Origin of the sequence: Gloeothece verrucosa PCC 7822, from assembly GCF_000147335.1 — a bacterium.
GTDB lineage: Bacteria > Cyanobacteriota > Cyanobacteriia > Cyanobacteriales > Microcystaceae > Gloeothece > Gloeothece verrucosa.
The window spans coordinates 509,183-524,592 of sequence record NC_014533.1 but is presented as its reverse complement, the minus strand read 5'-3'; the positions used below and the strand labels follow the sequence as shown (position 1 = coordinate 524,592).

Below are 15,410 nucleotides of genomic sequence, written 5' to 3'. Positions count from 1 at the left end.
GATAAGCACGGCTTATTAAAACAAGCAAGCTAATAATTTTTCTCGCAAAGAATCAAAAATGTTAAAGCCATAGCTTTGTCTAATAATCAATTTAATCTTATTATTAATTCCTTCCATAACACCACTGGTTGTTCTATTAACAAAGTAATGACAGATTTCTTGAGTATGCTTCTCTACAGTTTTGGCAGTTTGGCCAAAAAGACACCTAGCCAAAACTAACCATTTTTTAATTCTTCTCAGTCCCATTTTTACGGTGGTACTACTCTCATAAATATTGCGTAGTTCTTCCTTTAATTCATAAGCTATCCTTAAGCAAGGAGAGGATTTTAAAACTTCCTCTAATTCGCTCTTTTCTTCTTCGGTTAAGTCTGTACTATTTTTAAGAAGTAAACAGCGAGTTTTTAAGCCTTTTAAATTTAAAATTAAACGGATTTTATTTAAAGATTTATTAATTAATTTCATGACGTGAAATCTATCAATTACAATTAAAGCATGAGGAAAAGCTTCTTTAATTACTTTTTGAAAACCTCCCCACATATCTACACAAACTTCTTTTACATTCTCTCGTAACTCTTGTGGTTGTTGCTTTAAAGCCTCTATAATTTCATCAGTTTTATGAGAATCTATTACTTCTAATAAAGAGCTTTTGTCAATATCACTAACAACAGTCACAAAATTTCCTTGCCCTTTTTTTCGGCTAAACTCATCCAAGCTTAAACGCTCAGGTAGTCCCCAGTCTTTTTTTTTTAAGTGCGATTCTTTTAAAAATACTTGCAACTTTTTCAGGGCTTAAGTCTTCATTTTTACTCACCTGTTCAACGGTTAATTCTTTAACTCTCTCATAGATATACTCTTCGTATCTTATTGTAAAGTTTCGCCCCATTTCTACAAAAGACAGACGTTCTAAAGAATTGTAAAATGGCTACAATTACCCCACACCCGACACCCGACACCCTAACCTCACAGTCGGGAACGCGTTCCCGACCCCAGTTAACTTTATTTTTGTCCAGGTACTTAGCCTCTCACGGTGCTAAGGGGAGCGTGAAGAATATCCTTTTCCGCAAAGGGTTTTTAATTGTTGAGTTTGAAAGAAATTCCCTTAAGAATAGGAAATCTAGGATGCTCTTAAGGTAAAAATTCTTAAATTATTTTTTACAGAGAACTGCTATAGATAAATATTAAAAACAAAAAAGAGTTTGTTCCTTTCTCTTAAGACAGATCTAAATCCCATTGTTTAGCTGAGGTCATGCAACCCTTGACTCTGTAACTTTTTCTCAATATGTTGTAGTCCTTCAATTGTATCACCGGCTACAATCCCATAAATTTCTGTGTAGATTTTCCCGTATTTAACCTTTTCTAGGGCAGACAGAATAATAAAGTCTTTGCGCTCCAAAAAAGTTTTTAACGTTATTATCGCCTCATCCAAAGTGCTATCTAGTCGATAGTCTGTAGAATATTTGGCTACCTGTTTACCTAAATTTAAGAAACAGATTTATTTAAAACCTTATTGTATTTGGTGGTAGGAGTTACGCACTCTCGATTAAAAACAACGATTTTATGTCATCCTGAGCCTTGCGAAGGATCGTGGACAATCTCAAACCCTAATAATTTGGTTACGGTGCGTAAGTCCTAGGTGGGTTACGGCGCGACTCAAAACTTATCTATTTTTCATGAAAATCATCAACACGCCTAACCCACCCTACGAATTATAAACTTTTCTGATCACCATAAGGACGGAAGAGCCAATTTTGTAGTGTTTTCTAAAAATAACTAAAACTTCGATCATCTCTGCATTTTGGGTAGGGTTTTAAGTCGGCGAGCGACGGACAAAACCCTAAGTAAACATTGGCTATAATGGCTTAGTGGCTACGATAGTGCGATGACGAGGATCGCTTTCAACAGTAGTTTGATAGTCAAAGCCTAACTCTATGAGGGATTGTTCTACATTAAAGGTATAATAATCATCACTCCAGGGTTCTGTACTTTTCATCAACATAAATAGGGCTGGTGGAAGATTTTGAATGACTTTTGAGCGTGGATTATTATCAATCATGCCAAAAACTCCCCCAGGACGTAAAAGGCGCTTTACTTCTGTAAAGATAGCTAAACTAGCATGACGCGGCAATTCATGAAGAACAAATTGCAGGGTAATAACATCAAAGGAATTATCGGGAAAATCGGTTTTTTCAGCTAAACCATGAACCCATTGAGCAATTTCTTCCTTTTCGTCGGTTACTTGGGCAACCGCTAACATATAAGGAGATAAATCTAGTCCTCGAGTTTGTAGAGGATGAGGGTCTTGCCGTTTTAAGTAGTAACGATGAAGTTCTTTTGTGGAAATACCTACAGAACAACCTAAATCTAAAATGTCCCTAACGATAGGAGAACTGTAACGCCCTAAGACCTGATGAAAACTTGAGCGTAAACGAGCTTGTGCTACTTCCCAAGACAATTTCTCCCCTTTCCATACCCGAATGCCTAAAGATTGCGTGGCCGGAATGGCTTCTAAAGCGGCTTGCCAACATAGATTCCCCTCGTCATAGGCATGAAAGGGAACGAGATAATAATCGGGATAAGTGATATTAGGGTTAGTCATTTCGGCTAATAACCCTTTTGTGACCGATTTTTCTAAATTTTGGCAGATTTCTTGCCAATCAATGCCATTTTTTTTGGCAGTATTAATAATGACTTGCCGAGCTTGGTGTTTCATCAGACGATAAACCGGCTTGGTTTGAATCATCAAATTAACAAAGCGAGAGATGAAGTCTTCACCAGCCCAGTCGGGTTTAAGCTTATCCGACATCATGAGAAAACAATTAAAGAGTTGAGACTAGAATTAATATATCACTTTTTGGTAATACAGTTAAGTTTACTTTTGAGCCGCGCCGTAACCCACCCTATAATTTATAAGCTTTTTTTATCACCACAACTACGGGAGAGCCACTTTATTTTTGCCCAGGTACTTAGTAACGAGACTAATTAGTTAGATAAATTGATGTTTTCTCCCCAATTCGCGGAAGGTTATCATAAATTTTAACTCAACATTTCAGCCTAAATTCATTACTAATTATTAAATTTGCAGTTTCAAAAACCGGATCGCAATATGCCACTATAAAAAGGGCATAATAATTATACAAGGTTAGAAAGAGGTTAAATCAAAGCCAAAAAGTTAACAATAGATTTTGACTTTTCCCGATGACATCGAGCAAGTGAAATTACGGATTCAATACATGGAGCATAAATAAAGTAGTATGTGCAACAATTGTCAAAGGCGGACAATCGTGCCCTATTACCCTCCAGCCAGCTTGTTGCCAAATTTCGGGGCAGTTCACTTAGATGGGGGAACAGGCAAACCTGACTGAGCTTCCCACTGCTTACTTTTAAAATTTGACCAGCCCAGTCATTACCGTTAAAAGAAGAAAAAAGCATAGGCTATCGAGCAGAAATAATAAATATTAAGTAATAGAAGGTGTAAACAAAAATAGAAAGCCAAAAAACATGAATAAAAAAGGCGAAAACCCAAAACCTCGTCTCGGAAAAAAATCTAAAAAAATTCAATGGTATTCTTGGCTATTACCTCTAGTATTGCTAATAGTTTTAGGTACAGGAATTTCTATAATAATTTGGTTAGAGCAAATAGAAAATCTACAGCTACGTCAAGAATTGCTTCTGCAAGTTAAGGCCATAGCCCAAATGATTGCTCCAGAACAAATAGAATCCTTATCGTTTACAGATAAAGATAAAACTAACTCACAGTTTTTAAGACTGCGGGGTCAAATGATGGCTTATAGTCAGTCTTTTGGCTATAGAAGTATATATAGTATGGCCATCAAAAATAACCAAATTGTTTTTGGTCCGGAAAGTCTTTTAGAAAAAGATCCTTTAGCTTCCCCCCCTGGAACCATTTACCAGCAGCCGCCTACCCAATTACAAGCCGCTTTGCACTCATCACAAGCAGGAACAGTGGGGCCTTATAAAGACGAATACGGTCAATTTATCACAGCTTACGCTCCAGTAATCGCCTCGGACTCAGGGAAAGTTTTAATGTTAGTGGCGATGGATGTTGAAGTTGCTGAATGGCAAAAACAAATTAATCGTCTTAAACTTTTACCTGAAATATTTATGGCAATAGTGTTGGCCATGTTGTCACTCATAGCACTAATCCTAAAAAAACGGGAAAAATTAACCCCCTATTACCAAAAAAAATTAAGACACATCGAAATTTATGTGAGTGTGATGTGTGGTTTAGTTTTTACTATAACCATGACTTGGCTGGTTACCAAGAGTGAATTTTATGCTCGTCAATCATTATTTACACAAATTGCTGAAGCCAAAGCTTCTAAAGTAGTTTATGAGTTAAAAAAAGTCGAAAATAATTTATCTTCTTTAGCACGATTTTTTGAAAGTAGTAAATGGGTGAGTCTGCCAGAATTTAACTATTATACAGCTTCTTTAGTTGATAAAAATATCGTAAAAGCCTGGGCCTGGGTTCCTCGTGTTGCTGTTACAGAAAAAGAAAAATTTGAGTCTGAAGCTCAGTTAGAAGGCTTAACTAATTTCTCTATTTTTCAAAAAGATGCACCAGGTCAAAAAGCTTCATCATTAAATCAGCAAGAATTTGATCCTATATTTTATGTAGAACCGAATGAAACAAATAAAGCAATTTTTGGTTATGATTTAGCCTCTTTTTCCTCAGCATCACTAGCAGAAACAATTCAAACGGGATTACCCACTGTTACAGAATTTTTAAGGCGACAAAATCAAACAGAAAATGCAAAAGAAATTGTCATTTATTATCCTGTATTCGACAGAGAAAAAATCAGAAAAAATCAAAATAATAAAAGTTTATTTTCCTCATCTATAAAAGGTTTTGTTATAGCTGTGTTGCCTTTAAAACCATTCGTTCAACAAACCATAACGCCATCGGGAGAAGAACAGACTTCTGTGTATCTAAATTGGCTTGAAATTCAAATCAATCAGCCTATACAATGGTTAGTTAAATCCCATCAACGCTATTATGAATCACCAGCGTTAATTAAAACTTTATTAAAAGAACCAAAAAACAATTTTTCTTTAATTTATCCCTTATTTCTGGCTGATAAAGCTTATGGAATATTTGCTGAACCCGGGCCTGCATTTGTTAAAACTGATTTGAAGTATACAGGCATTATAGCCGCAACAGTAGGAATTTTGCTCACAGGAGTGCTAACAAATGTAGTGGTTACTTTAACCCATCGCAGAACTCAATTAGAACAGCAAATTCAACTTCGTACAGCAGAACTAAAAAAAATGGCAGAGCGATTGCGTCTCGCTTTAGAAGCCGCTAACCAAGGAATATTTGATTTCGATTTGCTTACAAATCAGGCCACAGTTTCCCCGGAATATGCCCTCATACTTGATTATAATCCTGAAAAATTTCAAGAAACTTTTTCTTCTTTAATAGAACGAACTCATGAAGATGACCGAGAAAAAATTATGGCTATGTATGAAGCTTATTTAAACGGAAAAATTAGCCAACATAACCTAGAATTTCGGCAAAAAACTGCTACAGGAAACTGGAAATGGATAATGTCTGTGGGCAAAATTGTACAATGGGATGCCCAACACCAGCCCATACGTTTATTAGGAACTCATACTGATATTACGGGGCATAAGCAAAGCGAGGCAAAAATTAAACATCTTGCTTATTACGATCCACTAACCAGTTTAGCCAATCGTCGTTTATTTTTAGAACATCTTGAGAGTGCTTTATCTGTAGCACGAAGTAAGGGAGAATATGGTGCAATTCTATTTATTGATTTAGATCAGTTTAAAACTTTAAATGATGCTCGTGGACATGATGCCGGTGATCATTTGCTCATAGAAGTCGCTAAACGTTTAAAGCAGTCTGTTCGCAAGTCAGATACAGTAGCGCGTCTTGGTGGTGATGAGTTTGTAGTATTATTACCACAACTACACCATGAGCCAACAACAGCCGCTCATTTAAGCCGCGAAGTAGCGGAAAAAGTACGCCAAAAATTATCTACACCCTTTGTTTTCCAACATGAAGAATTCATCATTAGTGCAAGTATTGGAATTACCATTTTTCCTAAAGCTAATGAAACCGTCAGTGATCTGTTAAAAGAAGCTGATACCGCCATGTATCAAGTCAAGGAGAAGGGAAGAAATGGTGTCTGCTTTTTTGATACAACCATGTTAGTTCAGGTTGAATCTCGTTTTACTCTCGAAAAAGAGTTACGCCGCGCTCTAGAACGTCAAGAATTTCGGCTTTATTTGCAGCCACAGGTAGACATCAATGAGCGAATAGTGGGCGCTGAAGTGCTGTTACGTTGGCAACATCCAAGCTTAGGTTTAGTGCCTCCTTGTGCTTTTATTCCTTTAGCGGAAGATACAGGCTTAATTATTAGTATTGGAGAATGGGTTTTACAACAAGCCTGTTTTTTTCTGGCAGATTTTCAGGCAAAAAATCCCGATTTCCACTTATCGGTTAACATTAGCCCACGTCAGTTATCTCAAGCAGAGTTTGTCTCTAATCTCAAACAAATTATAAATATTACAGCAGTACAAGCTAACAGTTTAACCTTAGAAATAACAGAAAGATTAATTATTCAAGATGTAGATTATGTTAGCTCGGTCATGTCTAAATTACAAGATCTAGGAATTAATTTATCTTTAGATGATTTTGGGACAGGCTATTCATCTTTAGCTTACCTCAAGCGTTTGCCCCTAAATGAAATTAAAATTGATAAAAATTTTGTACAGGATATCGGGAACTATTCTAATCATGCCCCTTTAATAGAAGCAATTCTAGCGGTGGCTCGTCATTTTAATTTAACGGTGGTAGCTGAAGGAGTAGAAACCATTGAACAAGCGAATTTTTTGAAAAAGCGCGGCTGTCATTTTTACCAAGGTTATTTATATGGCAAACCTCAGCCGCTAGAAACTTTTAAAATTTAGTCAGAAAATGGTGCGTAAGTCCTAAGAAAAAAAACGCCATTACTGCTTCGATTTTGTACTACGTTTAAACCAAACACCAAATAAAGAAGCGGTTGCCGCTCCCAATAAAGTCAAAGGTTCAGGAACGGCTCTAAAATTCAAGCCAATTAATAAAGGATCATGGTCCGAAGAAGCGAAAGCGTCGGGAGAATAAATGCTATCAATTTGACTGGGAGATTTAAAGGCGGTGCTGTATCCTAAAACATCAGGTTCATCTGAGTTAATATGCCAAGGTGTTGCACCCGTCACGAAAGGCAATAGACTAGCACTACTAAAGCCGTAATCTAATGTACCAAACTGCCCTTGAAATTGATAAGAATAAGTATTGTTGCCACCAAATTGTTTATCTAGGTTGATATAACCTGCGGACTCGATGGTAGTAATGGGGTCTTCCTTAGCGTAGGAATTCAAATCTCCCAAAATTATTTGATAATTAGTCTTGCTATTAGTAGGGTTAGTAGCTAACCATTGGCTTAATTGAATAGCTTGAAGAGTACGAGTACAATTAAAAGCGCCTTGTCCGTCTCCTTGATCAGCATTTTGAGCCGCCGTACAAGAACCTGCCGCACTCGCCGTACCTCCTTTAGACTTAAAGTGGCTAACAGCAATGGTAAATTGCTCGCTGTCCAATAAACCTTTAAAGGTTTGCGCTAAAGCAGGACGGTTAATAGTTGGATTGAAAATACCAGTATCGAGAATAGCCGCATTACCCACAGGGTTGACTCGACTAGGTTTATAAAGAAGTCCTACAGCGATTTGATCAGTTCCTAATTGAGCAACACCTGGATTAATATAAGCGTATGTTCCGGCTCCGGCCACCGTGTTGAGCGCGTCCACAAGACTAGCAATAGCACTGTTTGGCCCATAACCATTATTTTGAACCTCTTCGAGGCCTAAAACATCTGCGTTAAGACCTAAAATCGCACTTACTAATTTATCTTGCTGGCGTTGAAATTCAAATTCAGTTTGCGCCCCTCTTGACCCTAAAGTCGTAAAATAATTTTCTAGGTTAAAATCGCCTATCTTAATATCTCCCCCAACTTCTGCCGGGGTTTGAGGACGAGGGTTTGCAGCTTGATTAAAACTGGGGGTTAGCGTTGGTTGAATACGATAAGTGCTAAAACCATAATCTAGAATACCTGTAACGCCTGTGGTGGTTTCCCCCGTTCTTAAAGTATTATTAGCGGTTAATCCCGGAGGCACAGGAGACGGATAAGCAATGGGATCAGGATTTTGTCGGTTGCTACCATCATCTAAAACCAGCAAGTTAAGATTGTTTGCCGCTTGAACAGCATTAGCTGCCGCACCGGGAGTAGCAATTTGTGTGGGTTGGTACAGTCGTCCGGAAGATAAGCCTAGTTCCCCATAACGTCCTAGGGTAAAATTATTAGTTACCGTTAAGGTTTGAGGTAAGGTTACAGACATTCCTTCATAACGTTCTAAATAATCGGAACTCGCAACCGGCAAAGTCACTTGAGTAGGAGCGACTGAAACTCCTGTCCCTAAAATATTAAGAGGATTAGTAAGAGTAAGCTGTGTTCTGTTAAAATTTTCAGAAACGGAACCCACCACCTCTACTAAAGTTCCTAGATCTAGATTCGTAAGCGTTGGTGCAGAAACAAAAATCCCATTGGAAGCGCCGCTTGTGCTGGGATTATTATTACCGCTATTATCTTGAATAAAGAAACCATTGAGTTGATTGGCCCCGAGAAAGCTACCAACCACTACCCCTTGAGTTTTTATCGTTTGGCCTACATAAGAACTGCTATTACCGGTTCCTTGAATTTCGTAAATGGGCAGGGTTGGAATTGCTGCTCCAGAAACATCGCCATTGAGTTGAACGTTATCTAAGCGTAATGTTCCGGCTGAACTGCTTGCACCATAAGCATATATTCTTAAATCTAAAGGTTGAGAAATATTGCTCAATGCGGCTAAGTTGAAGCTTAGAGAAGCAGAATTAATATTTGTGGAAACTGAACTGGAACTAGCGATTACTGTCGCATAATTATCTAAGCTTGAGCGGATTTCTATTTGATTGGGCCCTGTATTAGAGCGTTGATTATTAAAGGTTAAGTTGGATAAATTAAGGATGTTATTATTAGTAAGAGTTACAGTAAAGTTAAAGTAATCATTGGCAGTAAAACCACTGCTCCAACTACTACGAATAATAGCAGGCGTGGGATTACCTGTAGCAAAACCTGTAGGATTTGTACTCGGATTAGTTACACCTGAACCTGTACCAAAATTACTAAAGCTTACATTATTAGCTACGTTACTAGCGGCTAAACTGTCACTATTAAACGTATATTGTCCTAGTAAAGCAGCATAACTAGCGGGAGCAAAAAATCCCAATCCGAGCAAAGCTGTTAAAGGTGCATAAGTAGAAATACGTAACATTTTTTCCTTGTGAGTTTTAATTTTTGTTAAATTTTTATGAAAGTTTGCTTGCTTTAGCCTTTCAAAAAACGGGAATACTGTCAAAATTTTTCAGCTTATTCCCGCATTTTTTTTAATTAGATTGCTGCTTTTTTCTTCGGAAGAAACCACCCATAACGAGTGCTAAAATGCCGCCTCCAACAGTTGAAGGTTCAGGAACAGATGTTAAAGGTTGATCCAATTTAACTAGGATAAACTCGTTATTATCGGGTTGACCCGGTGTGCGGCCGACACTAAAAGGATAATTATTATCATTAATCACTAACAAAGTTTGATGATCAACAATTAAAACATCCTCTATAGTCACAAAAGGAAAAGTAAAGACTCCGTTAGTTGTTCCATTGCCGCCAAGATTATTAGGGTCAGGAATATTTAGCAAGTCTACTAATAAATTTTTTTTGACAAATCCTTGACTATCCACTTGACTAATGTCAATTTTATAAATCCGTTTAAACTGAGCCGGAGTGGTAAAAGCTGGATTATTGGGGTCTCCTTGTTTACTATCCCTTTCTATAACCAAAAATTCATGATCGTTAATAGCCGTTAAATCTCCAATCGCTTGACCACTTTCAACTGTATTTTCCATACGATAAGCAAAGACATTGCCGGTATATTGCTTAGTGGCTAAATCGAACTCATTAATCAACAAGCGATTTCTATTTTGATCATTATTTAAAGGACCTTCCAACATAGCATAAAGTTTAGTCCCATTGGTGTTTAATGCCATGCCTTCAAACCCTTTAGAATTAGGTAAATTAGGGGTTGTGGTATTGGGATTACTGGGGGACTGAACTAACGAATTATTCCCTAACCCTAAAAAATTCGGCAGAGAAATTGGCTTTTCTAATAAGGTTCCATTGGCGGATACATGAAGTAAAAAAGGGCCGAATTCATCCCCGAACCAATAAGTTCCATCACTGACTTTACGGAAGGATTCTATATCAAAGTCTGCGCCAGTTAGCCAACGATTAGATTTAAGATTAGAATCTACAGGAATATTGCTTCCAGGATAATTCGTTTGGTCTGCTACAATAGGAAAACCCGCTTGATGATTTTGGTCGTTTAGTTGAAACCAACTTTCTTGACTAAAACTATTTAATCTCTCTCCAGTTTGTAAATTTACGGGAAAAACTTGACCGGTAGTAAAATCGGGTTCAACCGCATAAAATCTTAATAAACTGTCTGGTGAAGTGGGTTTTGAGCCAAATCCATTATCTACCATGACTAAATAAGTTCCCTCCTTGGGGCCGGGTAAAACAGCCGAAAATCCCTGAATGGGTTGCTGATTGATAAAGGGAGGAATGCGACCATTTGAGGCAGTAATTAATTGACCAGAAGTTGGCCCTGGCGCAAAAGTATCTGCATTTAAAACGGCACGTCCGACTAATTCAACGGCAGAAGCTGAAGAAGAAAAAGCACTCAAAACAAGCAGAGATGGAGTTAAAAATAAACTTGATAGCAGGAATTTTTTTGAAGATAGCATGATCAATTATTCAGGGATATTTTTACAGTAGAGTTTTTGCACGAATTTTTTTTTAACTCCCCCCTTGTTAAGGTTGGGGGGAGCTATAGCAATCACCGAATCAATTGTCTTAAGACTTACTTAACATGGCGTTTTTTGGATCGGAAGAAACCCCCCATAACTAGAGCTAAAATTCCTCCGCCAACGGTTGTAGGTTCAGGAACCGCCTGTAAAGCATCAAGCTGAGTCTTAGCAATATGGACTTGATCCACTAACCCAGGAATTCCCGGAACCTGCTCACCATAAATGGTATAGCCAGTTCCGACAGAATTGAGCAAGACTTCTGAGCCATTTCCTTGAAAATAAACAGGAACCGGACGGTTGCTATGACTACCCCATTTATACTTAACCAAACTGTTAACCAGAGCCGGATCAGAACCTTCAGATCCCCAGAAATGACCCGCATCAGCCGGCGTATGTCTTGAATAAGCTAAGTCATGAGCGCCAACAGTTCGTAATAGTTCAGGAAAATCATCTCTGAGGGTTAAATAATGGTCATGGTCGGCTGTTACGAGCAATAAGTTTTTCTCCCAGCCGCCATTATCGGCAATCCAATTCATCACATATTCGACGGAATCGTTAAAGTCAGAAATAGCTCCGATGAGATTATCGATATTATCGTCATGGGCGGCCCAGTCAATGTCTCCTCCTTCTACCATCAGCCAGAAACCATCCGGGTCTTTCCCTAAAACAGTTAAAGCCGCTTGAGTCAGGTCTTTAAGACGAGGATTTTCATCTAATTGTCTAGCGATAAACTCGGCATCGGTTTCTCCGGGGCGTAAGGGACGGTCTGTATCAGGGTTGGGAATCCCTGGGATAATATTGCGGGGATTGCCGGCCTGAGCGGAGCTATAGAGAGAAAAATTATCGAGTCCTGTGTTTTGGTAAGTGCCATTGGCTGAGTTGATGGGTAAGTTACCGTTTTGTCCTTCTGCACCATAGAGTCCTAAAAGACGATCACCATTGTTAGGATCAAGTGTGGCGGCTACTGATAATAACGTGTTGGCGGCATTGGAGCCATTCTCTAAAAATCGGTAATCATAGCGGTTGTTGATAGGATTAGCCACTAAATAATCATAAGTATCTTTGGTGATAAACTCAAAACTTTGGTTCGGTTCAACACCCTCCGGAAGCGGAGAACCTGGGGTACTGATAGGATTTCCGCCGCCTAAAATAACTGTGGGCTGGAAAACCCGCAATTCTTGTTGCAGAATGTTATCCAGTAAAGGATAGGGTTCATCGTATTTATTGCGACGGTTAACGTTAGCGGCGGCGGCTCCAGGAGTGGCATGGTCTACAGGAACAGAAGTAACCAAACCTGTAGATTTTCCCTCTAGTGACGCGATTTTTAAGGCAGAATCTAGTGCTTGCTCATAAATATCTACACCAATAGCGTTGTTATAGCTCTTGACTCCTGTATAGAGTGTGGTTGCCGTATTGGCTGAGTCAGGATAGCTATATTTGATATATTCTTTGTTAAATCCTGAAGGGATCGGCCCGCCGTAATAAGCCGGGTCCCAAGGAGCCGCCCCCCCACTTACTGGATCGTAGCCCACAAGATTTCCCACCGCGTAATTATTGGGATTGGAAGCACCTCCTGTGGTGGTGGTACCTGGGTTAAAAACAGGATTGAAGACAAAACCCGGTAAAACCGGACTTTGTCCTGTGGCCGGATTTGTATTATTTAGAGCCGAGTTACCTGTACTAAATTTGCCATTAGGGGGAGCAATGGTAGTTCCGTAAGTGGTTGCGAGGGCATAGTTAGACAGTTGTTGAAAAGCTAATCCAGATCCTTTACCAGATGTATAAAAATCACTTAAACGATTTCCCGTATTTCCAGCATTAATTTGCTTTTGAATAGCTGCCGCGCGGGCCATTTCCCAGCCCATACCATCCCCAATCATGATGATGACATTTTTGGTATTGGTTACAGTAGCGGCATGAGCAATTTCAGGGGTTAAGGAAAGGCTTCCTGTGAATCCCATTACACCCAGTGCGATAACTTTTGCAAAAGAGGAATTTAAGTTGAGAGGGAAAGATAGAAATTTCATGATATTTCTCCTTGAATTTGACAATATTTTAATTAGAGTTGCGATGTTTTCGGTAAAGAAAGCCAAAAATTCCTACAGTGAAAACCCCTAAAATAGTATTCGGTTCAGGAACAGCAGCAGTCAGCGTTAAAGCAACTGCGTGATGGTCAGACGCATTATTTAGAGAGGAAAGAGGATTGTCATCGGTGGGCCAAAAAACTAGACCATCGAGAATTTGTAAGTTAGTAGAGGGAAGAACATAATCAACCCGTAATCCTCCTGTAAAAGCGGCGGTATCATAAAAAGGATTACCGATCTGATTAGGATTACGATCAGTGTACTGAACACCGCCTAAACTTCCTGGCGTAAAGCTGGTATTTATGAGAGGATTATCGACGAGTTGATTGATCGCGCCAAAACTGCTATCTCCATCGTAGGGATCAGCATTTTGGTCACCCATAATCACAAAACGAGAACCAAGGGTTAACCCTCCAAAAACTCCTTTGTCATCGTAAATATAGTTACCTTGTCCGGGAGTAATATAATCCGACCATAAACGGATCTCATCATGGTTGCGTCTGCCATTACGGTCTTCTGGTCCATCAAAAACAGGGGGAGTGGGATGACTGGCCAGAACATGAATGATTTCTCCATTAACATCAATGGGTAAGTCCCAATGACTTTTTGAAGAAAGCGGAAATTGAGCCGCTACTGTGGGAGAATACCAGTCAGTAGGCAGTAAATTGTTCGGCATATCCTGCCAAAGAAAATTTTGAAAGGTTCTAGCTTGTTCTTCTAAAATTGGATATTTGGAGTAAACTACCATACCATACTGTCCGGGGTAAAAGCCAAAGCCCCAAGAAGTATTAGCATATTGAGATGTTTCTACAGACGGTTGAGGAATTGCGCCTCCTTGCTGGACATTTAAGGCATAACCCGAAAAAATCCCGGTATTAAAAGGGTTAGTGGTAGCATCTGGCCTAACATAAAATTCGTTAAAAGTAATCGGACTGGCAGGGCCATTGGGGTCACCTGATACATTTTGCCCGACAGAAAGGAAATTTTGCTGAAAAAGGGTTGCCGCGCCTACGGGATTGGCAGGATTATAGTTAAATTCATTAAGCAGGATAATATCAGGGTTAATTCGTTGGATAACTTCGGCTATTTGACGAGCTTGATAAGTTAGAGTCCCTGGTGTATTGTAGGCAGGATCATTAGGTCCGATGGATAAAGCGTCTATCAGTCCGTTTTGCTGATTAGGACTCAGAGACGTATTAAAAGTGGCAATCCGAAAGTTAGAGGCGGCTTGGGCCATGGAAGAAGAGAGGGCTATACTGGCTAAAATACCAATACTAGCGGTTAAAGAACGGAATAATTTGTTTATTTTCATGACCTTAACCTTTTTTGAATTAATTCAAGAAAACAAATTCTTATTCTTGTCACAGAAATTTAACACCATAGCTTGCACCATAGTATTTTTGAATAATTATTTTTTAATCTGTTTTTAACGGAATAAGATAAAGCTCTTTTGCTTGGTAAATGCGAGTTCTAAATTAAACATTTAGGAGTTACGCACTCAGAAAGGCGCACTAACGAGTTTATGTCATTCCAAGCGCCGTTTATGTCATTCCAAGCGCGAGCGAGGAATCTCAAACCCATAAAATTGGGTTATGGTGCGTAAGTCCTAACATTGCCTCAAAACTACAAAGTATAGCTAGAGACAAATTGACATTTTTAAAGTACCAGTAGTTTATCAGTTCATAGTTTTTTATTAAGCATGGTCAAGTTTTCAGGGTTTAATAATAGTTTTAGCATTGAGTTAGTTATTGGGAAAAGTCATTGATTAGTCTCTAAACATATTTATAAACATTGGTTAAATTTAGATTATCTAAAAGTAAAAAAAGAAACTTTCAGCAAATTTACTGAGTGTTTCAAAAAGATTTTAAATTCTTAATATTAAATCTAAGTTAACACTTAAGGTTTTTTTCATAAACTCTTGATAATTTTCACAAGTATGTATTTTAAAATACTTATGATAAGCCGATATCCGATTTATCCTCAAATTTATCTGTGCCTCTACTCCCACTAAAATATATAAGCTTTTCTTATAATTCAAAGTACGTAAGAGCCGTACAGTAGAGCATATTTAATACTTTTGTACCAAAAAACGGTCACCTAATTTTTAGGACTTAGGCGTTGTTTTTAATCGCAGTGCGTAACTCCTAATTTTGATTGATTAACTACTCCAAAAAAATTTTGTCCACCCGAAATCCTTACATTTGCACTCTACATTTATTAATTAGGACTTACGCACCATAACCAAATCACAAGAGTTTGAGATGGTTCGAGATCCTTCGCAAGGCTCAGGATGACATAAAATTGTTGTTTTTCATCAGGAGTGCCTAACTCCTATTAATGAACTAACT

Annotated in this window: 6 protein-coding genes and 2 pseudogenes; 1 reads left to right on the top strand and 7 read right to left on the bottom strand. The window is 38.5% G+C overall.

The features are described from left to right. Positions 1–15 precede the first annotated feature (15 nt). The 3 genes and pseudogenes from CYAN7822_RS29125 to CYAN7822_RS29115 all read right to left on the bottom strand — a co-directional run. Positions 16–910 (bottom strand): annotated as a pseudogene (locus CYAN7822_RS29125) (ISL3 family transposase); the annotation flags it as partial. A gap of 324 nt (positions 911–1,234) precedes the next feature. Then, a pseudogene (locus tag CYAN7822_RS29120) lies at positions 1,235–1,483 on the bottom strand (ATP-grasp domain-containing protein); the annotation flags it as partial. Between the two features lie 366 nt (positions 1,484–1,849). Then, positions 1,850–2,803 carry a class I SAM-dependent methyltransferase gene (locus CYAN7822_RS29115; RefSeq protein WP_041934083.1) on the bottom strand — a complete coding sequence of 318 codons (954 nt, stop codon included), beginning with the start codon at positions 2,801–2,803 and terminating at the stop codon, positions 1,850–1,852. Between the two features lie 695 nt (positions 2,804–3,498). On the opposite strand from CYAN7822_RS29115, the gene CYAN7822_RS40265 reads away from it, so the two are divergent. Then, positions 3,499–6,957: a bifunctional diguanylate cyclase/phosphodiesterase gene (locus CYAN7822_RS40265; protein WP_013334558.1), complete on the top strand. Its 3,459-nt coding sequence runs from the start codon at positions 3,499–3,501 to the stop codon at positions 6,955–6,957. A gap of 39 nt (positions 6,958–6,996) precedes the next feature. Here CYAN7822_RS40265 and CYAN7822_RS29105 read toward each other — a convergent pair whose 3' ends face one another. From CYAN7822_RS29105 to CYAN7822_RS29090, 4 genes are all read right to left on the bottom strand, one after another. Beyond that, entirely contained in the window at positions 6,997–9,393 is a 2,397-nt protein-coding gene (locus CYAN7822_RS29105; RefSeq protein ID WP_013334557.1) for an ExeM/NucH family extracellular endonuclease, read from the bottom strand. Between the two features lie 112 nt (positions 9,394–9,505). Then, entirely contained in the window at positions 9,506–10,915 is a 1,410-nt protein-coding gene (locus tag CYAN7822_RS29100; RefSeq protein WP_013334556.1) for a PEP-CTERM sorting domain-containing protein, read from the bottom strand. A gap of 116 nt (positions 10,916–11,031) precedes the next feature. Beyond that, positions 11,032–13,005 (bottom strand): alkaline phosphatase, encoded by a 1,974-nt coding sequence (locus tag CYAN7822_RS29095; RefSeq protein WP_013334555.1) that lies wholly within the window; start codon positions 13,003–13,005, stop codon positions 11,032–11,034. A gap of 28 nt (positions 13,006–13,033) precedes the next feature. After that, positions 13,034–14,374, bottom strand: a complete 1,341-nt coding sequence (locus CYAN7822_RS29090) for an endonuclease/exonuclease/phosphatase family protein (protein ID WP_013334554.1) — start codon at positions 14,372–14,374, stop codon at positions 13,034–13,036. Positions 14,375–15,410: the final 1,036 nt, after the last annotated feature.